Source organism: Pseudomonas sp. PS1(2021) (assembly GCF_020405165.1).
In the GTDB taxonomy this organism is placed as follows: Bacteria; Pseudomonadota; Gammaproteobacteria; order Pseudomonadales; family Pseudomonadaceae; genus Pseudomonas; species Pseudomonas aeruginosa.
On the sequence record NZ_CP084484.1, the window covers coordinates 6,610,879 to 6,632,212 of the forward strand.

A 21,334-nucleotide genomic window follows, 5' to 3' on the forward strand; every position below is an offset into this window, starting at 1 on the left:
AGGCGGGTCGATCCGACAGACGCCGTTGCGCGTCGTCGGACCGCAGCGGCACGCAGGAAGCGTGCCGGCGCGCGGCAGGGCGGCGTCCGCCGGGGATGCGGGCGCCGCCCTGCGTTCAGGAGGCTTCGCGGTAGGGGTTGCGCGGATCCTGGGTCCAGTTGAGATAGGGCTTGCCGGTGTCCTGCGGCACCATTTCGATGCAGTTCTCCACCGGACAGGTGATCTGGCACAGGTTGCAGCCCACGCACTCGGCGTCGATCACTTCGTAGCGGTGCGTACCGTCGGCCCGGGGCAGGCTGGCGATGGCCTGGTGCGAGGTGTCCTCGCAGGCGATATGGCAGCGGCCGCAACCGATGCAGGCGTCCTGGTCGATGCGGGCGATCACCTGGTAGTTGATGTCCAGGTACTTCCAGTCGGTGGTATTGCCCACCGCGCCGCCGCTGAAATCGGACAGCCGCTGGTAGCCATGGCTGTCCATCCAGCGCGCGAGACCGTCCTGCATGTCCTCGACGATACGGAAGCCGTGCAGCATCGCCGCCGTGCATACCTGCACCGCGCCGCAGCCGAGCGCGACGAATTCCGCTGCGTCGCGCCAACTGCCGATACCGCCGATGCCACAGATCGGCAGGCCGCGGGTCTGCGGGTCGCGGGCGATCTCGGCGACCATGTTCAGGGCGATCGGCTTCACCGCCGAGCCGCAGTAGCCGCCGTGGGTGCTCTGGGTGCCGACCACGGGCAGGGCGACCATGCGCTCCAGGTCGACGCTGGTGATCGAGTTGATGGTGTTGATCAGCGACACCGCGTCGGCGCCGCCACGATGGGCGGCGCGCGCCGACTGGCGGATGTCGGTGATGTTGGGGTGAGCTTGACGATCACCGGCAGCGAGCAGTGGGTCTTGCACCAGCGGGTGACCATCTCCACGTACTCCGGTACCTGGCCCACCGCCGCGCCCATGCCGCGCTCGGGCATGCCGTGGGGGCAACCGAAGTTCAGCTCGATACCGTCGGCGCCGGTGGCTTCCACCAGCGGCAGGATGTATTTCCACGACTCCTCGACGCAGGGCACCATCAGCGACACGATCAGCGCGCGGTCTGGCCAGTCCTTCTTCACCTGGGCGATCTCGCGCAGGTTGATCTCCAGCGAGCGGTCGGTGATCAGCTCGATGTTGTTGATCCCCTGCACCTGGCGGTTCGGTCCGAAGTGCGCGGAATAACGCGACGACACGTTGACCGCCGCGGGGTCTTCGCCGAGGGTCTTCCAGACCACCCCGCCCCAGCCCGCCTGGTAGGCGCGGACCACGTTGTAGGCCTTGTCGGTGGGCGGCGCGGAGGCCAGCCAGAAGGGGTTGGGCGACTTGATGCCGGCGAATTCGATAGACAGGTCGGCCATCACGCAGCCTCCACGTTGAGCATGAGTTGGGCGTGGATCGCTTCCGCCGCCAGTTTGCCGTGCTGCACCGCCTGCACGGTGAGGTCCTCGCCGAGCGCCACGCAGTCGCCGCCGGCGTAGATGCCGGGGATGCTGGTGCGCATCTGTCCGTCGACCTGGATGCGCTCGCCGTCGCGCCGCAGTTGCGCTGCCAGCGGATCGCCCAGGCTGGCGCCTTCGAAGGCCTGGCCGATGGCCTTGAAGATGGCGTCGGCGGCCAGTTCGAAGTGCTCGCCGGCGTCGCCCAGGCGACCGTTCTCCAGGCGCGTGCGGGCGAAGCGCATGCCGCGCACCCGGCCGTGCTCGTCGAGCAGTACCCGTTCCGGTCGGGCCCAGGTCAGCAGGCGCACCTGGCTGGCCTTGGCGATCTCCTGCTCATGGCCGGTGGCGCCCATTTCCTCGAAGCCACGGCGGTAGACCAGGTTGACGTCGCGGGCGCCGAGCCGGCTCATCTGCACCGCCATGTCGATGGCGGTGTTGCCGGCGCCGATGACGATGCAACGGTCGGCGACGGGCAGGTCGAGCAGGTCGTCGCTCTGCCGCAGTTCGCGGATGTAGTCGGTGGCGGCGAGCAGGCCGGGGGCGTCCTCGTCTTCCAGGCCGAGGCGCTTGCTGGCGGCCAGGCCGATGCCGAGGAACACCGCGTCGTACTCGTCGTGCAGGGCGCCGAGCGCCAGGTTGTCGCCGAGACGCTGGCCGTGGCGCAGTTCGATACCGCCGATCTGCAGGAGGAATTCCACTTCGCGCCGGGCGAAGCCGTCCACCAGCTTGTAGCGGGCGATGCCGTACTCGTTGAGGCCGCCGGCCTTGGCGCGGGCCTCGAAGAGCACCACGTCGTGGCCGTGCATGGCCAGGCGGTGGGCGCAGGACAGCCCGGCCGGCCCGGCGCCGACCACGGCGATGCGCTTGCCGGTGGCCGGCGAGCGCTTGAACGGATGTTCGTCGAAGCCGGCGTGGTCGAGGGCGTAGCGTTGCAACTGGCCGATCAGCACCGGTGCGCATTCCTGGGCGTTGTTGCGTACGCAGGCCCGCTGGCAGAGGATTTCCGTGGGGCAGACGCGGGCGCAGCTGCCGCCGAGGATGTTCGCCGAGAGGATCTTCTGCGCCGCGCCCTGGACATTCTCCTGGGCGATGCTGCGGATGAACCCGGGGATGTCGATCTCGGTCGGGCAGGCGTTGACGCAGGGCGCGTCGTAGCAGTACAGGCAGCGGGCGCTTTCCAGGGCGGCCTGGCGGGCGTTGAGCGGCGGCGCGAGGTCGGCGAAGCGCTCGGCGAGCGTGTCCGCGCCGGCGTCCGGACGGGGGAGGTGGTTCAGGGAATCGATCACGGTTGTAGCCTCTCTTCTGGTTTCTTCTCGGGGCAGTCAACGGCAATACGGCACCGTCCGGCCTCTACGGGCCGGTCCGGTATTGCGGGAAGGATCAGCGCTCGACGGCGACCGGGCGCTGGCGTTCGGCGCGGCGGCCGAGCACTTCGTACACCGACGGGTAGGCCGGGCGCTCCACGTAGCGTCCGGCGCCGGGTTCGGCGCGCAGGTCGCCGGCGGCCCAGAGCAGCTTGCCCTGGCTGATGGTGTGGCTGGGTATGCCGCGCACGGTGCGACCTTCGAAGATGTTGAAATCGACCCGCTGGTGATGGGTGGCGGCCGAGAGGGTGCGGCTGCCCTGCGGGTCCCAGAGCACCAGGTCGGCATCCGCGCCGACGCGGATCGCGCCCTTGCGCGGGAACAGGTTGAAGATCTTCGCGGTGTTGGTGGAGGTCAGCGCGACGAACTCGTGCATCGACAGGCGCCCGCTGTTGACCCCGGCGTCCCACAGCAGCGCCATGCGGTCCTCGATGCCGGCCGTGCCATTGGGAATCTTGCTGAAGTCGTCGCGGCCCATGGCCTTCTGCTCGGCGCAGAAGCAGCAGTGGTCGGTGGCGGTGGTATGCAGGTTGCCGGACTGCAGGCCGCGCCACAGCGCTTCCTGGTGTTCGACGGGACGGAACGGCGGGCTCATCACGTAGCCGGCCGCGGTGGCCCAGTCCGGGTGGCGGTAGACGCTGTCGTCGAGCAGCAGGTGCCCGGCCAGCACCTCGCCGTAGACCGGCTGGCCCTTGGCGCGGGCATAGGCGATCTCGTCCAGCGCCTCGCGGCTGGAAATATGCACCAGGTACAGCGGCGTACCCAGCGTCTCGGCGATGCGGATGGCGCGGCTGGCGGCCTCGCCCTCGACTTGCGGCGGACGCGACAGCGGATGCGCCTCGGGGCCGGTGAGGCCCTGGGCGAGGAGTTTCTGCTGCAGGTGGAAGACCAGTTCGCCGTTCTCCGCGTGCACCGTCGGCACCGCGCCCAGCTCCAGGCAGCGCTCGAAGCTGGCCACCAGGGTATCGTCGGCGGCCATGATGGCGTTCTTGTAGGCCATGAAGTGCTTGAAGCTGTTCACCCCGTGCTGTGCCACCAGCTCGCCCATTTCCCGGGCGACCTCGTCGCTCCACCAGGTGATGGCGACGTGGAAGCCGTAGTCCGCAGCGGATTTCTGCGCCCAGCCGCGCCAGGTGTGGAAGGCCTCCAGCAGCGACTGTCGCGGGTTGGGGATGACGAAGTCGATGATCGAGGTGGTCCCTCCGGCCAGCCCGGCCGCGGTGCCGCTGAAGAAGTCCTCGCTGGCCACCGTGCCCATGAAGGGCAACTGCATGTGGGTATGGGGGTCGATGCCGCCCGGCATCAGGTACTGGCCACCGCCGTCGAGGACGTCGCAGCCGGAGGGGGTTTCGAGGTTCTCGCCGATGGCCTGGATGAGGCCGTTGGCACAGAGCACGTCGGCTCGATAACTCTCTTCGTGAGTAACCACGGTGGCGCCACGGATCAACAGGGACATGCCGTCTTTCCTCGCAGGCTGACCGGTCGTTGCCGGTTCTTGAAATTGTTTTTTCGCCATGCGCCGAGGACTTTTGTAATCCTGTCAGCGCTGACAGGATTCGAATCTAGATGCTGATCATCGATTGAGCAAGATTATTTTCAAATGGTTGTTTGAGTTTGTAACTTATTGATTTTAAATAATTAAAAATAAATATCACCAAAATGGTGAGGGTTCTCACCATTTTGACGCGCTTGACAAGAATTCAAAAAGGTCGAGATTTCCCATGCAAAATCAGCCGCTTGAAAGCCGTGTTCGAACGGTTGTGGGGAGATGAAAAAAGTTCGCCTGCACTCCTTTGGTTCCTGACCGGGGCGACAGGCTCGCGCATTTCCCCCGGTGACACGCCGGACTGCCCGTCGGCGTGTCACCGACGTTGTCGATGAAGTGTTTCAGATCAGTCGGTTACCTCCAGTAGACCGGCCTGCCCAGTGACGTCGCGGGGTTTTCGGCACGCTTATTGAGTGCCGCCCGCCACGGCATTGTCCGGACCGGAGGTGCAGTACTGGTGGTGCGGTACTCCGGCCATCGCATTAGCCCGATGAGCGAATAACTAAAAGAATTCTGGAGAGGCCCATGCAACAGAGCAGATCAGAAGTGACCGAGCGCGACGGCTTGGTCGAGCTGTCCGCCGGCAGCGACGTACTCGACAGCCCCCGCTACAACCACGACATCGCCCCGACCCGGGTGGAACAGCGTACCTGGAACAGGTGGCACATCACCGCGCTGTGGATCGGCATGTCCATCTGCGTGCCCACCTACACCCTCGGCGGCGTCCTCACCGCCTACTTCGGCCTCAGCGTCGGCGAAGCGCTGCTGGCGATCCTGCTGGCCAACCTGGTGGTGCTGATCCCGCTGACCCTCAATGCCTTCGCCGGCACCCGCTACGGCATTCCCTTCCCGGTGCTGCTGCGCGCTTCGTTCGGCATCATCGGCTCCAACGTGCCATGCCTGATCCGCGCCGTGGTCGCGTGCGGCTGGTTCGGCATCCAGACGCTGTTCGGCGGGCTGGCGATCCATCTCTTCCTCGGTTCGATCTTTCCCGCCTGGAAAGCCCTCGGCGGCACCGGCGAGGTGATCGGTTTCCTCCTGTTCTGGGGGCTGAACCTGTGGGTGGTGCTGCGCGGCGCGGAGTCGATCAAATGGCTGGAGACACTCTCGGCACCGCTGCTGGTGCTGGTCGGCCTCGGCCTGCTGGTGTGGGCGCTGCCGCACATATCGGTCAGCGAACTGCTGGCGCAGCCGCCGAAGCGCCCGGAAGGCGCCAGCGTCACCGGCTACTTCATGGCCGGGCTGACGGCGATGGTCGGCTTCTGGGCCACGCTGTCGCTGAACATCCCCGACTTCAGCCGCTATGCGCGTAGCCAGAAGGACCAGATACTCGGGCAGATCTTCGGCCTGCCGCTGACCATGTTCCTGTTCGCCGCCCTCGGCGTGGTGATGACCGCCGCCTCGGCTTCGCTGGTGGGCGAGACGGTTTCCGACCCGGTCAGCCTGATCGGGCACATCCCCAGCCCCGGCTGGGTGGCGGTGGCGATGGCGTTGATCATCGTCGCCACCCTCTCGACCAACACCGCGGCGAACATCGTCTCGCCGACCAACGACTTCCAGAACATCGCACCGAAACTCATCGGCCGCACCCGCGCCGTCTGGCTCACCGGTTTCATCGGCCTGGCGCTGATGGCCCACGAGTTGCTGAAGAAGCTCGGCTGGATCGTTTCCGACCTCAGCCTGGAAAGCGTCTACTCCAACTGGCTGCTCGGCTACTCCAGCCTGCTCGGGCCGATCGCGGGGATCATGGTGGTGGACTACTTCCTGGTGCGCAGGCAACGCCTCGACCTCGCCGGACTCTACCGCGACGACGTCTACCCGGCCTGGAACTGGCCCGGCTTCGCCGCCTTCGCGGTGCCGGTGGCGCTGACCGTCATGGCCCTCGGCAACCGCCAGTTCCACTGGTTCTACGACTACGGCTGGTTCACCGGCTCGCTGCTCGGCGGCGCGCTCTACTACGGCCTCTGCGGCCGCCGTGCGCGGAGCCCGGCGGCATTGGCCAAACCGCTGCCCTGATGGGCATACAGGCGGCCGGCGAGCCGCCGACACCTACTCCAAGCCTGAGGAGACGACAATGAGCACTGCCCGGAACGTCCTGCAATCCACCCAGCGACACATCGATGGCCAGCGCCTCTGGCAATCGCTGATGGATCTCGCCCGCCTCGGCTCCACCGCCAAGGGTGGGGTCTGCCGCCTGGCCCTGAGCGATCTCGACCGCCAGGCCCGCGATCTCTTCGTGCAATGGTGCGAAGCGGCCGGCTGCACGGTCAGCGTCGATCGGGTCGGCAACATCTTCGCCCGTCGTCCCGGGCGTAACCCGGACTTGCCCCCGGTGATGACCGGTAGCCACATCGACACCCAGCCCACCGGTGGCAAGTTCGACGGCTGCTTCGGGGTGATGGCCGGCCTCGAGGTGATCCGCACCCTCAACGACCTCGGGGTGGAAACCGAGGCGCCGCTGGAGGTGGTGGTGTGGACCAACGAGGAAGGCTCGCGCTTCGCGCCCTGCATGATGGGCTCGGGCGTATTCGCCGGGAAGTTCACCCTGGAGGAGACCCTGGCCAAGCGCGATGCCGACGGTGTCAGCGTAGGCGAGGCGCTGGACGCCATCGGCTACGCGGGAGCGCGCGATTGTCTCGGACATCCGGTGGGCGCCTATTTCGAGGCGCACATCGAACAGGGGCCGATCCTCGAGGACGAGGAGAAGACCATCGGCGTGGTACTCGGCGCGCTCGGGCAGAAATGGTTCGACCTGTCCCTGCGCGGCGTCGAGGCACACGCCGGGCCAACGCCGATGCACCTGCGCAAGGATGCCCTGGTCGGTGCCGCGGCGGTGGTCGAGGCGGTCAATCGCGCGGCCCTCGGCCATCAGCCGCATGCTTGCGGCACGGTCGGCTGCCTGCACGCCTATCCCGGTTCGCGCAACGTGATACCCGGCGAAGTGAAGATGACCCTGGACTTCCGCCATCTGCAACCGGAGCGCCTGGACTCGATGATCGCCGAGGTCCGCCAGGTGATCGCCGCTACCTGCGAGAAGCATGGCTTGCAATACGAGCTGGTGCCGACCGCCGATTTCCCGCCGCTGTACTTCGACCAGGGATGCGTCGGCGCGGTGCGCGAGGCGGCGCAGGCGCTGGGCATGCCGCAGATGGACATCGTCAGCGGCGCCGGCCACGACGCGATCTTCCTCGCCGAACTCGGTCCGGCGGGGATGATCTTCGTGCCCTGCGAGAACGGCATCAGCCACAACGAGATCGAGAACGCCAGCCCCGACGACCTGGCCGCCGGCTGCGCGGTGCTGTTGCGGGCCATGCTCAAGGCCTCCGAGGCGATCGCCGGCGGCCGCCTGGCGGCCTGAGTGGCGCTTCCATCGAGGCGCCGGCATCGACCGCCTTCTACACGGGGTCGGTAGGGCGAATAACGCCAGGGGCGTTATCCGCCGATGCTCGGCTGGCCGGCGGATAACCGCGTTGCGGTTATGCGCCCTACGTCGCGGTGTTGCGCGGGGTACGGTGGGGCGTTGTCCGCCGATGCGTCGCTGGGGCGGGGCGCGGGGCTCAGATCACCTTGCCGTCGCGCAGCCTTTCCAGCGCGGCCGCGTCCAGGCCGAGGAGCGTCTCGAGGACCTCGTCGGTGTGCTGGCCGAGGGTGGGCGGCGGGTTGCGGTATTCCACCGGCGTCTCGGACAGGCGGATCGGGCTGGCTACCTGCGGCACCGTCCCAGCCAGCGGGTGCGGTAGCTCCACGCGCAGGCCGCGGGCCTGCACCTGCGGGTCGGCGAACACCTGCGCCAGGTCGTTGATCGGCCCGCAGGGCACGCCGGCGCGCTCCAGGGAAAGAATCCACTCGGCGGTGGTGTGCAGCACCGTGGCCTGGCGGATCAGCGGGATCAGCACCTCGCGGTTGGCCACCCGCGCCTTGTTGGTGGCGAAGCGCGGGTCGTCGGCCCATTCCGGGTGGTCTGCCAGCTCGGCGAACTTGCGGAACTGGCTGTCGTTGCCGACCGTGAGGATCATGTCGCCGTCGGCGGTGGGGAAGTCCTGGTACGGCACGATGTTCGGGTGTGCGTTGCCCAGGCGCCGCGGCGGCACGCCGGTGGTCAGGTAGTTGAGGGTCTGGTTGGCCAGGCAGGCGACCTGCACGTCGAGCAGGGCCATGTCGATGTGCTGGCCGATGCCGCTGACGTCGCGGTGGGCGAGGGCGGCGAGCACCGCGGTGGAGGAGTACAGCCCGGTGAGGATATCGGTCAGCGCCACGCCGACCTTCACCGGACCGGCGCCTTCCTCGTTGTCGGCGCGCCCGGTGAGGCTCATCAGGCCGCCCAGGCCCTGGATCATGAAGTCATAGCCGGCGCGCTTGGCATAGGGGCCGGACTGGCCGAAGCCGGTGATCGAACAGTAGATCAGCTTCGGGTTGACCTGCTTCAGCGATTCATAGTCGAGGCCATAGGCCTTGAGCCCGCCGACCTTGAAGTTCTCCAGCAGGATGTCGGCCTTGGCCGCCAGTTCGCGAACGATGCGCTGGCCCTCCGGCTGGGTGAAGTCCACCGTCACCGACTTCTTGTTGCGGTTGGCCGACAGGTAGTAGGCCGCCTCGCTGGTGTCGTTGCCTTCGGCATCCTTGAGGAACGGCGGGCCCCAGGCGCGGGTGTCGTCGCCGCTGCCGGGGCGCTCGATCTTGATCACCTCGGCGCCGAGGTCGGCGAGGATCTGCCCGGCCCAGGGGCCGGCCAGGACACGGGACAGGTCGAGTACGCGGATATGGGAAAGGGCGCCGGGCATGACGGTTCTCGCTGCTGGGGGCTGGAAACGGAAATGGCCGGGAAGACGGGTTCCTTGCCCGTCTCCCCGGCGGCCGGCGCGCTACCGTGAAAAAGCGCGCCGGGGTGTTGCTCGGTGGCTCAGAAGAATGCCTGGATGCCGGTCTGCGCGCGGCCGAGGATCAGCGCGTGGACATCGTGGGTGCCCTCGTAGGTGTTCACCACTTCCAGGTTGACCAGGTGGCGGGCGATGCCGAATTCGTCGGAGATGCCGTTGCCGCCCAGCATGTCGCGGGCCAGGCGGGCGATGTCGAGGGCCTTGCCGCAGCTGTTGCGCTTCATGATCGAGGTGATTTCCACCGCCGCGGTGCCTTCGTCCTTCATCCGCCCCAGGCGCAGGCAGCCTTGCAGGGCCAGGGTGATCTCGGTCTGCATGTCGGCCAGCTTCTTCTGGATCAGTTGGTTGGCGGCCAGCGGGCGGCCGAACTGCTGGCGGTCGAGCACGTACTGGCGGGCGGTGTGCCAGCAGAATTCGGCGGCGCCCAGGGCGCCCCAGGAGATCCCGTAGCGCGCCGAGTTCAGGCAGGTGAACGGACCGCGCAGGCCGCGCACTTCGGGGAAGGCGTTCTCTTCCGGAACGAACACGTTGTCCATCACGATCTCGCCGGTGATCGAGGCACGCAGGCCGACCTTGCCATGGATCGCCGGGGCGCTCAGGCCTTCCCAGCCCTTCTCGAGGACGAAGCCGCGGATCTGCCCTTCGTCGTCCTTGGCCCAGACCACGAAGACGTCGGCGATCGGGCTGTTGGTGATCCACATCTTGCTGCCGCTCAGGCGATAGCCGCCGTCGACTTTCTTCGCTCGGGTGACCATCGAGCCCGGGTCGGAACCGTGGTTCGGCTCGGTCAGGCCGAAGCAGCCGATGTATTCGCCGCTGGCCAGCTTGGGCAGGTACTTCTGCCGGGTGGCTTCGTTGCCGAATTCATGGATCGGCACCATTACCAGCGAGGACTGCACGCTCATCATCGAGCGATAGCCGGAGTCGACGCGCTCGACTTCGCGAGCGATCAGGCCATAGCAGACGTAGTTGAGGCCGCTGCCGCCGTAGGCTTCGGGAATGGTCGCGCCGAGCAGGCCGGTCTCGCCCATCTCGCGGAAGATCTTCGGGTCGGTCTGTTCGTGGCGGAAGGCTTCGAGCACGCGCGGGGCCAGCTTGTCTTGGGCGAACTGCTGGGCGCTGTCGCGAACCATGCGCTCTTCTTCGGTGAGCTGCTGGTCCAGCAGCAGGGGGTCTTCCCAGTTGAAGCTAGCTTTGGTGGCCATGCGTACATCCTCGTCAAGCGGTAGCGGAGGCTGGCGTGGGCCAGCCGGAATGGAAGCATCCTAAGAGCCTAGCGAATGGGGCGGCAAACGAGGAATTCGCAAGCACTTGTGCTATTTTCTCACTCCGAGAAAATGAGTCTCGTATTTCATGCCCTTGAAGAGGCGCGAGGAATCGTGACCTGGGCGTCATAGATGCGAAACCGGCACTCCGGAGTCCTCCATGCGACGCAAGATCCCTTCCACCGCCGCGCTGGTCAGCTTCGAGTCCGCCGCGCGCCACGAGAGCTTCACCAAGGCGGCGGAGGAGTTGTCCCTGACCCAGAGCGCGATCTGCCGGCAGATCGCCACGCTCGAGGAGTTCCTCGGTGTCGAGCTGTTCCGTCGCTCGCGGCGCGGGGTCAAGCTCACCGAGGCCGGGCTGTCCTATAGCCGGCGGGTGGCGGTACGCCTCGACGCGGTGGAGCGCGACACCCTGGCGGTGATGGGGCACCAGGGCGGCGGCGCGATCGAACTGGCGGTGGTGCCGACCTTCGGCACCCAATGGCTGTTGCCGCGGCTCAAGCGCTTCCAGCGGCTGCACCCGGAGGTCACGATCAACCTGACCAACCGCACCCGCCCGTTCCTCTTCGCCGACACCGAGTTCGACGCCGCGCTGTACTTCGGCGACGCCGACTGGTCGGGTACCGTCTCGCATTTCCTGATGCGCGAGAATCCGGTGCCGGTGTGCAGCCCGGAGCTGCTGGGCGGGCGTCGAACGCTGAGCGCCGAGCAGGTCGCCGGGCTGCCGCTGATGCAGCAGAGCACCCGGCCCTACGCTTGGCGCCAGTGGTTTCACTCCCAGGGACTGAACGTCGCCCACGACATGAGCGGGCCGCGCTACGAGCTGTTCTCCATGCTTGCCCAGGCGGCCATGCACGGCATGGGCGTGGCCCTCATACCGCCCTTCCTGATCCAGGACGAGCTGGCCGACGGAAGGCTTATCGTGCCCATGCAACATGCCTATTTGAGCGAGAATGCGTATTACCTGATCATTCCCGAGCGCAGGGTCGAATCGGCGATGCTCAATGCTTTCCGCGACTGGCTGGTGGAAGAGGCCAGGCAGTACCGCGAGGCCAACGGGCTGGGCTGAACGCGCAGGAACATCGGGCGGCGCAGGCAGGACGCGCCGCCCCGGGACCGGGCCGATCCGCCGGGTCCCGCGGAGCCGCGGCGGCGATACCGCCGGGCATCCTCCACGACGGCCAGGATGGCGGCCGTGGGGCACCACACCAGGAGTTCACATGAATTTCCACACCCGCAAGTGGGTCAAGCCAGAAGATCTCAACCCCAACGGCACCCTGTTCGGCGGCAGCCTGCTGCGCTGGATCGACGAAGAAGCGGCGATCTACGCGATCATCCAGCTGGGCAACCAGCGCGTGGTCACCAAGTACATTTCCGAGATCAACTTCGTCAGCTCGGCGCGCCAGGGCGACATCATCGAGCTGGGCATCACCGCCACCGACTTCGGTCGTACCTCGCTGACCATGACCTGCCACGTGCGCAACAAGATCACCCGCAAGAGCATCCTCACCATCGACAAGATGGTCTTCGTCAACCTCGGCCCGGACGGCCTGCCGGCGCCCCACGGCAAGACCGAGATCACCTACATCAAGGACCAGTTCAAGGAAGACGAAGTCCTGCCCTGATCGGCGCGACGAGCGGCCGGCACCCGTGCCGGCCGCCGTGTTTCAGAACAGCCGGGTGAGCAGCCAGTAGAGCGAGGCCGAGAGCAGGATCGCCGCCGGCAGCGTCAGCACCCAGGCCATCAGCAGGTTGCGGATGGTCTTCCACTGTAGTCCCGAACCGTTCGCCGCCATGGTCCCGGCCACCCCGGAAGACAGTACATGGGTGGTGGATACCGGCAAGCCATACAGGTCCGCCGCGCCAATGGTCAGCATCGCCACGGTTTCCGCCGAGGCGCCCTGGGCGTAGGTCAGGTGGGTCTTGCCGATCTTCTCGCCGACCGTCACCACGATGCGTTTCCAGCCGACCATGGTGCCCAGGCCGAGGGCGATGGCCACGGCGATCTTCACCCATAGCGGGATGAACTTGGTGGCGTCGTCGATCTTCCGCTTGAACGCCTGCAACTTGCCGCGGGTGTCGGCGTCGAAGCGGCCGACGTCGTCCTTGTCCATCAGGCGGATCGCCTCGGAGGTCAGGTACATGTCGTTGCGCACGTTGCCCATGGCTTGCGCCGGTACCCGCGAGAACGCGCCATAGCCTTTCACTTCCTGGCCGATCGAGCCGGTCAGGGCGGCCAGCGCCGGGATCAGCTCAGGCGATGCCTGCTTGCTGCGCACGTAGTCGGAGAGTACCTGGCGCGGATCGGCCGGCGCCGGTTGCGGCGCGCTCTTCACCAGCGCTTGCTGGGTGACCTCGGCGACGGCGGCGAACTGCACTGCCTGGTCCGCCGGCATGGTGCGGTTCAGGGCGTAGGCCATCGGCAGGGTGCCGACCAGGATCAGCATGATCAGGCCCATGCCTTTCTGCCCGTCGTTGGAGCCGTGGGCGAAGGACACCCCGGTACAGGTCAGGATCAGCAGGCCGCGGATCCACCAGGGCGGCGGCGCCTTGCCCTTCGGCGCCTTGTACAGCGCGCGGTTCTTCACCAGCAGGCGCAGCGCCAGGAGCAACAGGGCGGCGCAGGCGAAGCCGATCAGCGGCGAGAGCAGCAGGGAATAGCCGACCTTGGTTGCCTGGCCCCAGTCCACCCCGCTGGTGCCGTCGCGCCCGTGCATCAGCGCGTTGGCCACGCCGACGCCGATGATCGAGCCGATCAGGGTGTGCGAGGACGACGCCGGCAGGCCCAGCCACCAGGTCCCGAGGTTCCACAGGATGGCGGCGATCAGCAGGGCGAAGACCATGGCGAAGCCGGCCGAGGAACCGACCTGCAGGATCAGTTCCACCGGCAGCAGGGCGATGATGCCGAAGGCCACCGCGCCGCTGGAGAGCAATACGCCGAGAAAGTTGAAGCAACCCGACCAGACCACCGCGAAGTGCGGCGGCAGCGAGTGGGTGTAGATCACCGTGGCCACCGCGTTGGCAGTGTCGTGGAAGCCGTTGACGAACTCGAAGCCGAGGGCGATCAGCAGGGCCACGCCGAGCAGCAGGAAGGGCGTCCAGGTGGTGATCGCGGAACCGACGTCATCGACGTCCTGCATCAGGCTGTAGGCGCTGAACAGCAGTCCGGTGGCGAGCACGGCGAAGAATACGAAGGCGGTGAGGCGGCCGGGACGCTGCTCGAGATGGGGCTTGTGCGCGTTGCCGGCGGCACTGGCGACGGCGTCGGCGGGAAGGACATCGGAGGTCATGGTGCGGGTCCGCGCTGGGGATGACCGGCACATGATGGGCAGGCGTTTGTGACAAGTTATGTCTTTCGCATACCGGCTTCGTCTGGCGAAGAAAGGACAAGGGCCGCGGGAGGCCGCCGGAAGCCGGATGGGGTCGGGCGCCAGGCGGCCTGCCCGCTGCGGCCGCGAAGATTAATGAATTCCTGTGGCGAGTGCCATCATTTCGTCGCTAAAAAGTTGGCATGTTGAGGGATTTGCCGATCCGGACACGCGCGGGGAAGGCGAGAGCCACTGGACTAGACTGAGAAGTGCGCGGCGGGGCCGGTCGCTTGCCGGCCCGGTGCGCGGGACGAGCGCCTTCGTCCCGGGGTGGCCCGGCCGGGCGGTCGGGGAGGTCGATATGCGGATGCTGTGCCGGCTCGCGCTGGCGCTGTTGCTGTGCTTCGCCGGCCCGGCCTGTCTCGCGGCCTCCGGACCGGTACGGGTGCTCTCGGTGGATGGTGCGATCGGCCCGGCCAGCGCCGATTACCTGGTGCGCGGCATCGAGCGTGCCGCCGAGGACGGCGCGCAACTGGTGGTGCTGGAACTGGACACGCCCGGCGGCCTGGACGCATCGATGCGGCGCATCGTCAAGGCGATCCTCGCCAGCCAGGTGCCGGTCGCCGGTTTCGTCGCGCCCAGCGGGGCGCGGGCGGCGAGCGCCGGCACCTACATCCTGTATGCCTGCCATATCGCGGCGATGGCGCCGGGCACCAACCTCGGCGCCGCCACCCCGGTGCGCCTGGGGACGCCGGACAAGCCCGCAGAGAAGCCCCCGGCGCGGGACGCCGAACCCATGGTGCGCAAGCAGGTCAACGACGCCGCCGCCTATATCCGTGGCCTCGCGCAGTTGCGCGGGCGCAACGTCGAATGGGCCGAGCGCGCGGTGCGCGAGGCGGTCAGCCTGGCGGCGCACGAGGCGGCGGCGCAGAAGGTGATCGACCTGCAGGCCCGCGACCTGCCCGACCTGCTGCGCCAGCTCGACGGCCGCAGCCTGCGCGTCGGCGAGCGCGCGCTGACCCTGGCTACCGCCGGCGCCACGGTCGAGCGCCAGGCACCGGACTGGCGCGCGCGGTTGCTGGCGGTGCTCACCGATCCCAGCGTGGCGCTGATCCTGATGATGATCGGCATCTACGGGCTGATCTTCGAACTGGCCAATCCCGGCATGGCGCTGCCCGGCGTGCTCGGCGGCATCTGCCTGCTGCTCGGCCTGTACGCCCTGCAGATGCTGCCGGTCAACTACGCCGGGCTGGCGCTGATCGCGCTGGGCCTGGCGTTCATGGTGGGCGAGGCGTTCGTCGCCAGCTTCGGCGTGCTCGGCATCGGTGGAATCGTCTCGTTCGTGGTCGGCGCGCTGATCCTGATCGATACCGAGGTGCCCGGCTACGGCATTCCGCCCGGCCTGGTGGTGGCCCTGGCGTTGCTCAGCGCCGCGCTGATCGTCGGTCTGCTGGGCATGGCCCTGCGTACTCGCCGGCAAGCGGTGGTAAGTGGCACCGCCGGATTGGTCGGCAGCCTGGCGACGGTGGCGGCGGTGGATTCCGAACAACCCTGCGCAGGCTGGGTGCAGCTCCAGGGCGAGCGCTGGCGGGTGCTCGCCGCGCGGCCGCTGGCGGTGGGCCAGCCGGTCTGGGTGCTGGCGCGCAAGGGCCTGCTCCTGGAAGTCGCGCTGGCCGATGAAGGAGGTGGATGATGGGTATTTCCTATGGTTTGGCGATGTTGCTGGTGTTCCTCGCGCTGCTGCTGTTCAGCGCGCTGCGCATCCTCCGCGAGTACGAGCGCGGCGTGGTGTTCCAGCTCGGGCGGTTCTGGAAGGTCAAGGGGCCGGGGCTGGTGCTGGTGATCCCGGCGATCCAGCAGATGGTGCGCATCGACCTGCGCACCATCGTCCTCGACGTGCCGCCGCAGGATGTGATTTCCCGCGACAACGTTTCGGTGAAGGTCAACGCGGTGGTGTACTTCCGCGTGCTCGATCCGCAGAAGGCGATCATCCAGGTGGAGAACTACCTGGCCGCCACCAGCCAGTTGGCCCAGACCACCCTGCGCGCGGTGCTGGGCAAGCACGAGCTGGACGAGATGCTCGCCGAGCGCGAGCGCCTGAACCTGGATATCCAGCAAGTGCTCGATGCGCAGACCGACGCCTGGGGCATCAAGGTGGCGAATGTGGAAATCAAGCACGTCGATCTCAACGAATCGATGGTTCGCGCCATCGCCCGGCAGGCCGAGGCGGAGCGTGAGCGCAGGGCCAAGGTGATCCATGCCGAGGGCGAGCTGCAAGCCTCGGAGAAACTCATGCAGGCGGCGAAGATGCTCGGCCGGCAGAGTGGCGCCATGCAGTTGCGCTACATGCAGACCCTCGGCGCGATCGCCGGCGACAAGAGTTCGACCATCGTCTTCCCGATGCCGATCGAACTCTTCGGCGGCAAGTACGCAGGTGCCGCGCCGCGGAACGAAAAGGCCGCCGGAGAGGAAGAGGAGAGGTGAACGCGTGCGGTTTGTGATGGAAATATCATCGAGCCGCGACACGGGGACATGCGTGCCCGGGGTCGGGATGGCTATGCTGTGGCGATCCACTCCCGGGACGCTCCTTCATGCTGCGATGCGCACTCCTGCTGCTGACATTGCTCCTCCCTTGCGCGCTGCCTGCCGCCAACCTGCGCCTGGTCGGCGACTCCTGGCCGCCTTTCGTCGATTCGCGCCTGCCTGGCAACGGCCTGGCGGTGGAACTGGTGACCACCGCGCTCAAGCGCGCCGGCTTCGACTCGAGTTTCCAGCAGGTACCCTGGTCGCGTGCCCTGTACGGCGTGCGCAGCGGCGACTACGACATCGCCCTGAGCGCCTGGTACGAGCCCGCCCGCAGCCTCTACGGGCAGTTTTCCCGCGCCTACCTGAGCAACCGCATCCGCCTGCTGCAACGCAAGGGGCGGGGTATCGAGTTTTCCCGCCTGAGCGACCTGCGTCCCTACCGCATCGCGGTCGTGCGCGACTATGCCTACGCGCCCGAATTCGACCGTGACAGCCGTCTGCAGAAGGTCAACGTGACCAGCTTCGCCAACGCCGCGCGGATGCTCGAGGCGGGACGGGTCGACCTGGCGGTGGAGGACGAGCTGGCGCTGGGGGTCGCCTTCAAGGGCGAACTGGCCGATTTGCGCGACAAGCTGGAGGTACTGCCCATCCCGCTTGGCGAGAACGGCCTGCACCTGCTGGTGAGCCTGAGGAATCCCCGGCATGACGAGATCGTCGACGGCTTCGACCTGGCCATCCGCGGCATGCGCGACGACGGCAGCTACCAGCGCCTGCTGGAGCGCTACGGCGCGCGCTAGGGCTGGCCTGGCAGTGGCTGCGCGCCGGCCAGTTCCTTCTTCAGCAAGTGCGCGGCCAGGGTGCGCAGCGGGGCGAGCTGGCGGCAGATGTGCGCCAGTTGGGTCTGTACCAGGCGATGGCTGTCGTCCATGTCCTCGGGCATCTGCTCCAGTTCCTTGGCCAGCGCTTCCTCCTCTTCGCTGTAGATGGCGACCGGGCGTTTCTGTTCCAGGCTCGCGGCGATTTCCTCGAGGCTGGCGGAGAGCCGCTCGGCGGCGCGCTCCAGGAGGCCGTCGCTGGCGTCCTCGGGCAGGCTTTCGCGGTGCGCGCCGAGACCGGATAGATAGCTGAGCAGGGTGTGCGAGAGGACCAGGAAGCGGAAGCCGATCTCGGCGTCCTTCCTGAAATGGCCGGGTTCCAGGAGCATGTTCGACAGGGTGGTCGAGAGCGCCGCGTCGGCGTTGTGCGCGTTGCGCCGGGCGGTGCGGTAGTCGAGGTCGTCGCGCTTGCCGGTGGCGTACTGCTGCATGATCTGCCGCAGGTAGCGGCTGTTGCAGGCGAGGGTGTTGGCGAGCATGCGGTTGAGCCGGCGGCCCTGCCAGTCGGGCAGCACCAGGAACACCGCGAGGCCGGCGATCAGGCTGCCCAGCAAGGTATCGAACAGGCGGGGCAGGATCAGCCCGTAGCCATCGCCGACCTGGTTGAAGCAGAACAGCACCAGCAGGGTGATCGCCGCCGTCGCCAGGGTATAGCGACTGCTGCGGGTGGCGAAGAAGGCGACCCCGGCGGCGACCGCGAACAGCGACTGCACCAGCGGGCTGGGGAACAGGTCGATCAGCGCCCAGCCGACCACCAGGCCGACCACCGTACCGAGGATCCGCTGCACCAGGCGCAGGCGGGTCGCGCCATAGTTGGGCTGGCAGACGAACACCGTGGTGAGCAGTATCCAGTAGCCCTGGGTCGGATGGATCCAGTGCAGCACGCCGTAGCCGGCGGTCAGCGCCAGGGACATGCGCAGGCCGTGGCGGAACAGCAGCGAGGTCGGGGTGAGCTGCTGGCGCAGGCGCTCGAAGGCGTCCTTCAGGCTGCGCGGCGAGCGGTCGAGCAGGGCGCTGTCCTGTTCGTCGGCGATGGCGTCCGGGTTGCTCGCCCCGGCCAGCTTGCGGTCCAGCGTGGTGAGGTTGGCGGCCAGGGCGCCGAGCGAGCGCAGCAGGCCCTTCCAGGCCGGGTTGCTCTGCTGGCGCAGGTGTTCGAGCGAGGCCTGGAGGTCCTCCAGGGCCAGCTCGCGGTCGGCGTAGTCGAACGGCTGGCGCAGGCGGATAGCCCGCGCCAGGGCCTGGCAGGCCTTGCCCTGCTGGTTGAGCAGGCGCTGGCAGCGGAACAGCACGTCGCTGTGGAAGAACGCCTCGGCCAGCCGGTTGTACGGGTAGTGCGAGGAACTGGCGCGCTCGTGGACGTCCTGGGCGATGAAATAGAGCTTCAGGTAGCGGCTCACCTTGGGGCCCGGCCGGCCATGGCCGAGACGGTTGAGAATGGTCTCCTTGGCCTGGTTCAGCGCCACCACCACCTTGCCGTTCTGCCGTGCCAGGGCGAGGCGCTGGCCCTCCACGTCGAGCTGGCGCAACGGTTCGAACAGGCTCGACTTGATCCTCAGGTATTCGCCCAGCTCGAAATACAGGCGGGAAAGACTCTGCTGCACCGGCTGGTTGGAGAACAGCGCGTTCCACAGTACCGAGAGCAGCCCGTACCAGGCCGCCCCGGCCACCAGCAGCAGCGGTTCGTGCCAGACATCGGCGACCTCGCCGCCGCGCTGGTCCACGCCGATCATGGTGTAGATCGAGAGGATCAGGGTCGCCGAGGCGATCGCCGCATAGCGCTCGCCGAGGGCGCCGAGGAGGATCATGCCGAACGCCGACAGCGCCATCCCGGAAACGAACAGCCAGGGATAGGGGAACAGCAACTCGACGGCGAAGGCGGCGACGCTGAAGCACAGCAGGGTCACCAGCAGCGCTTGCAGGCGGCCGAGCCAGTTGTCGTCGGTCTCCGCCAGGGCGCTGGCGATGATCCCGAGGAACAGCGGGATCAGCAGCTCGATGCGGTCCTGCCACCAGCACAGCAGCAGGGCGCCGGCCAGGGCGATGAACACCCGCAGGCTGTAGGCGAACTTGTCGAGGGCCCAGAGGCGGCGGAGCGTGTGTGTCAACGAAGAGGGCGGCATGGGGCGGAGTGCTATCCGATGGTCCGTGGTTCAGCCTATGTGGCCTGTCCGGCTAATTCAATCGGCCGATTTCGCGCGACTGGAAGTCCGCTGCCCGCCGCAGTCGCAGGAAACGCTGCCGTGGGCAACTCGGTCGAGCCGGGCATCTGGCGGATGCAGGCTTCGTGCCTGCGAACGCTAAGACGTCGTCGCCGCGCCGGACGTTACCCGGCGGCGATATCGCGCGCCGGAGCGGGCCCGGCGAGCGAAGCGGCGGCGCGCTACAGCAGGCGGACCTTGAACGAGCGCCCCTTGATCTTGCCTTCGCTCAGGCGCTTGAGGGCCTGGTGGGCGAGGCCGCGCTCGATGGCGACGAAGGCCTGGAAGTCGAAGATGGCGATCTTGCCCACCGCGCTGCCGGGCAGCCCGGCGTCGCCGGTGAGGGCACCGAGCAGGTCGCCGGGGCGCACCTTGTCCTTGCGTCCGCCGGCGATGCACAGGGTGCTCATCGGCGGCAGCAATGGCTCCGGGCTGGCCTTCAACTGGCCGAGGGCGTACCAGGCCAGCGGCTGCTTCTGCAGGTCCTCGATGGCCTGCGCGCGGCTGGCCTCGGCCGGCGCCACCAGCGACAGGGCCAGGCCTTTCTCGCCGGCGCGACCGCTGCGTCCGATGCGATGGATGTGGACCTCCGGGTCACGCGCCAGCTCGACGTTGATCACCGTTTCCAGGGCGGCGATGTCCAGCCCGCGGGCGGCCACGTCGGTGGCCACCAGTACGTTGCAACTGCGGTTGGCGAACACCGTCAGGACCTGGTCGCGCTCGCGCTGCTCCAGGTCGCCGTGCAGGGCCAGGGCGGAAATCCGCTGCGCCTTCAGTGCGTCGGCCAGCTCCTGGCACTGCTGGCGGGTCTGGCAGAAGGCCACGCAGGACTGTGGCCGGAAATGCTGGAGCAGGCGTACCACGGCGTCCATGCGCTGTTTCGGATCGATCTCGAAGAAGCGCTGCTCGATCTGGCTGTCGGCGTGCAGCGACTCGACCCTCACCTGTCGCGGATCGCGCATGAAGGTCTTCGCCAGCTTCTCGATGCCGTCCGGGTAGGTGGCGGAGAACAGCAGGGTCTGCCGGCGCTCGGGGAGCTGGCCGATGATCTCGGCGATGCTGTCGTAGAAGCCCATGTCGAGCATCCGGTCGGCTTCGTCGAGGACCAGGGTATTGAGCCCGTCGAGGACCAGGGTGCCCTTGCGCAGGTGCTCCTGGATGCGCCCCGGGGTGCCGACCACCACGTGCGCGCCGTGCTCCAGCGAAGCCACCTGCGGGCCGTAGGGGACGCCGCCGCAGAGGGTCAGGACCTTGATGTTGTCGGCGGCGCGGGCCAGCCGGCGGATCTCCTTGGCGACCTGGTCGGCCAGTTCGCGGGTCGGGCACAGCACCAGCGCCTGGCAGCCGAAGTAGCGCGGGTTCAGCGGGCTGAGCAGGGCGAGGCCGAAGGCCGCGGTCTTGCCGCTGCCGGTCTTGGCCTGGGCGATCAGGTCGTGGCCCTGGAGGATCAGCGGCAGGCTCTGCGCCTGGATCGGCGTCATCTCCCGGTAACCGAGGGAGTCGAGATTGGCCAGGAGGTCCGCGGAAAGCGGCAGCGAGGAGAAAGCGGTGGAGGTCACGGGGCAGGGCTCGGCAGGCGATACGAGCGGCTAGTCTAGCAGCCTGCGGCGGCTTGCCGCGTGCGATCGCCGCCGGAGCAGCAGCGACAGGCAATGTATCTTTGGCCAGTACCGTTCGTCCGAAAAACGAAAAAAGCGCGTTTCTGTATTTTTATACAGGTTCGCTTTCCTCAGTTTTTTGTCGTAGAGTGCTGACACTGTGTTTGCATGGGTCGCCGTCGATCGTGACCTGATGCGGTCGGAAATTCCAGCCCGTCCTGCTCGACTCCTTGTAACTCCTTGCAACTCAGTTACCGGCTACGATTTCGTGGCTAAATCAATACCCATAGTTCCAAGGAGAACTTGC

Annotated in this window: 14 protein-coding genes and 1 pseudogene; 7 read left to right on the forward strand and 8 right to left on the reverse strand. The window is 67.4% G+C overall.

What is annotated here, in order from left to right:
• Positions 1–115: 115 nt before the first annotated feature.
• The 3 genes and pseudogenes from preA to hydA all read right to left on the reverse strand — a co-directional run bounded on the left by preA (position 116) and on the right by hydA (position 4,290).
• A pseudogene (gene preA / locus LE197_RS31295) lies at positions 116–1,392 on the reverse strand (NAD-dependent dihydropyrimidine dehydrogenase subunit PreA).
• Positions 1,389–2,756: an NAD(P)-dependent oxidoreductase gene (locus LE197_RS31300; RefSeq protein ID WP_034002702.1), complete on the reverse strand. Its 1,368-nt coding sequence runs from the start codon at positions 2,754–2,756 to the stop codon at positions 1,389–1,391. Before LE197_RS31300 ends, preA begins: the two are co-directional and overlap by 4 nt.
• 94 nt (positions 2,757–2,850) lie before the next feature.
• Positions 2,851–4,290 (reverse strand): dihydropyrimidinase, encoded by a 1,440-nt coding sequence (gene hydA, locus LE197_RS31305; RefSeq protein WP_003099919.1) that lies wholly within the window; start codon positions 4,288–4,290, stop codon positions 2,851–2,853.
• Between the two features lie 615 nt (positions 4,291–4,905).
• Here hydA and LE197_RS31310 point away from each other — a divergent pair.
• Both LE197_RS31310 and LE197_RS31315 read left to right on the forward strand, forming a co-directional pair.
• Positions 4,906–6,396 carry an NCS1 family nucleobase:cation symporter-1 gene (locus LE197_RS31310; protein WP_003084674.1) on the forward strand — a complete coding sequence of 497 codons (1,491 nt, stop codon included), beginning with the start codon at positions 4,906–4,908 and terminating at the stop codon, positions 6,394–6,396.
• A gap of 58 nt (positions 6,397–6,454) precedes the next feature.
• On the forward strand, positions 6,455–7,738 hold the full coding sequence (locus LE197_RS31315; protein ID WP_033968972.1) for a Zn-dependent hydrolase: 1,284 nt from the start codon (positions 6,455–6,457) through the stop codon (positions 7,736–7,738).
• Positions 7,739–7,937: 199 nt separating this feature from the next.
• On the opposite strand, the gene LE197_RS31320 is transcribed toward LE197_RS31315, so the two are convergent.
• Together LE197_RS31320 and LE197_RS31325 are read right to left on the reverse strand one after the other, a co-directional pair.
• On the reverse strand, positions 7,938–9,161 hold the full coding sequence (locus LE197_RS31320) for a CaiB/BaiF CoA transferase family protein (protein ID WP_003084679.1): 1,224 nt from the start codon (positions 9,159–9,161) through the stop codon (positions 7,938–7,940).
• A gap of 119 nt (positions 9,162–9,280) precedes the next feature.
• Positions 9,281–10,462, reverse strand: a complete 1,182-nt coding sequence (locus LE197_RS31325) for an acyl-CoA dehydrogenase (protein WP_003084682.1) — start codon at positions 10,460–10,462, stop codon at positions 9,281–9,283.
• Between the two features lie 220 nt (positions 10,463–10,682).
• Between LE197_RS31325 and gcvA the strand changes: the two genes are divergently transcribed.
• Both gcvA and LE197_RS31335 read left to right on the forward strand, forming a co-directional pair.
• Positions 10,683–11,591, forward strand: a complete 909-nt coding sequence (gene gcvA, locus LE197_RS31330) for a transcriptional regulator GcvA (RefSeq protein WP_003084684.1) — start codon at positions 10,683–10,685, stop codon at positions 11,589–11,591.
• 151 nt (positions 11,592–11,742) lie between these two features.
• The gene (locus LE197_RS31335) at positions 11,743–12,147 is read left to right on the forward strand and encodes an acyl-CoA thioesterase (protein WP_003084686.1); all 405 of its coding nucleotides are present in this window, start codon (positions 11,743–11,745) and stop codon (positions 12,145–12,147) included.
• A gap of 42 nt (positions 12,148–12,189) precedes the next feature.
• Here LE197_RS31335 and LE197_RS31340 read toward each other — a convergent pair whose 3' ends face one another.
• The gene (locus LE197_RS31340) at positions 12,190–13,812 is read right to left on the reverse strand and encodes an inorganic phosphate transporter (RefSeq protein WP_015649752.1); all 1,623 of its coding nucleotides are present in this window, start codon (positions 13,810–13,812) and stop codon (positions 12,190–12,192) included.
• 379 nt (positions 13,813–14,191) lie between these two features.
• On the opposite strand from LE197_RS31340, the gene LE197_RS31345 reads away from it, so the two are divergent.
• The 3 genes from LE197_RS31345 (at position 14,192) to LE197_RS31355 (ending at position 17,153) form a co-directional block, all read left to right on the forward strand.
• Positions 14,192–15,523, forward strand: coding sequence for an NfeD family protein (locus LE197_RS31345; RefSeq protein ID WP_042929852.1), 1,332 nt, complete (start codon positions 14,192–14,194; stop codon positions 15,521–15,523).
• Positions 15,520–16,314: a slipin family protein gene (locus LE197_RS31350; protein ID WP_034039444.1), complete on the forward strand. Its 795-nt coding sequence runs from the start codon at positions 15,520–15,522 to the stop codon at positions 16,312–16,314. Before LE197_RS31345 ends, LE197_RS31350 begins: the two co-directional genes overlap by 4 nt.
• A 107-nt stretch (positions 16,315–16,421) precedes the next feature.
• Positions 16,422–17,153, forward strand: a complete 732-nt coding sequence (locus LE197_RS31355) for a substrate-binding periplasmic protein (protein ID WP_003099929.1) — start codon at positions 16,422–16,424, stop codon at positions 17,151–17,153.
• Here the strand turns inward: LE197_RS31355 and yccS are convergent.
• Both yccS and dbpA read right to left on the reverse strand, forming a co-directional pair.
• Positions 17,150–19,351, reverse strand: a complete 2,202-nt coding sequence (gene yccS, locus LE197_RS31360) for a YccS family putative transporter (RefSeq protein WP_019371386.1) — start codon at positions 19,349–19,351, stop codon at positions 17,150–17,152. The genes LE197_RS31355 and yccS overlap by 4 nt on opposite strands.
• 260 nt (positions 19,352–19,611) lie before the next feature.
• A complete protein-coding gene (gene dbpA, locus LE197_RS31365; protein WP_003113273.1) occupies positions 19,612–20,988 on the reverse strand; it encodes an ATP-dependent RNA helicase DbpA in 1,377 nt (458 codons plus the stop codon).
• Positions 20,989–21,334 lie beyond the last annotated feature (346 nt).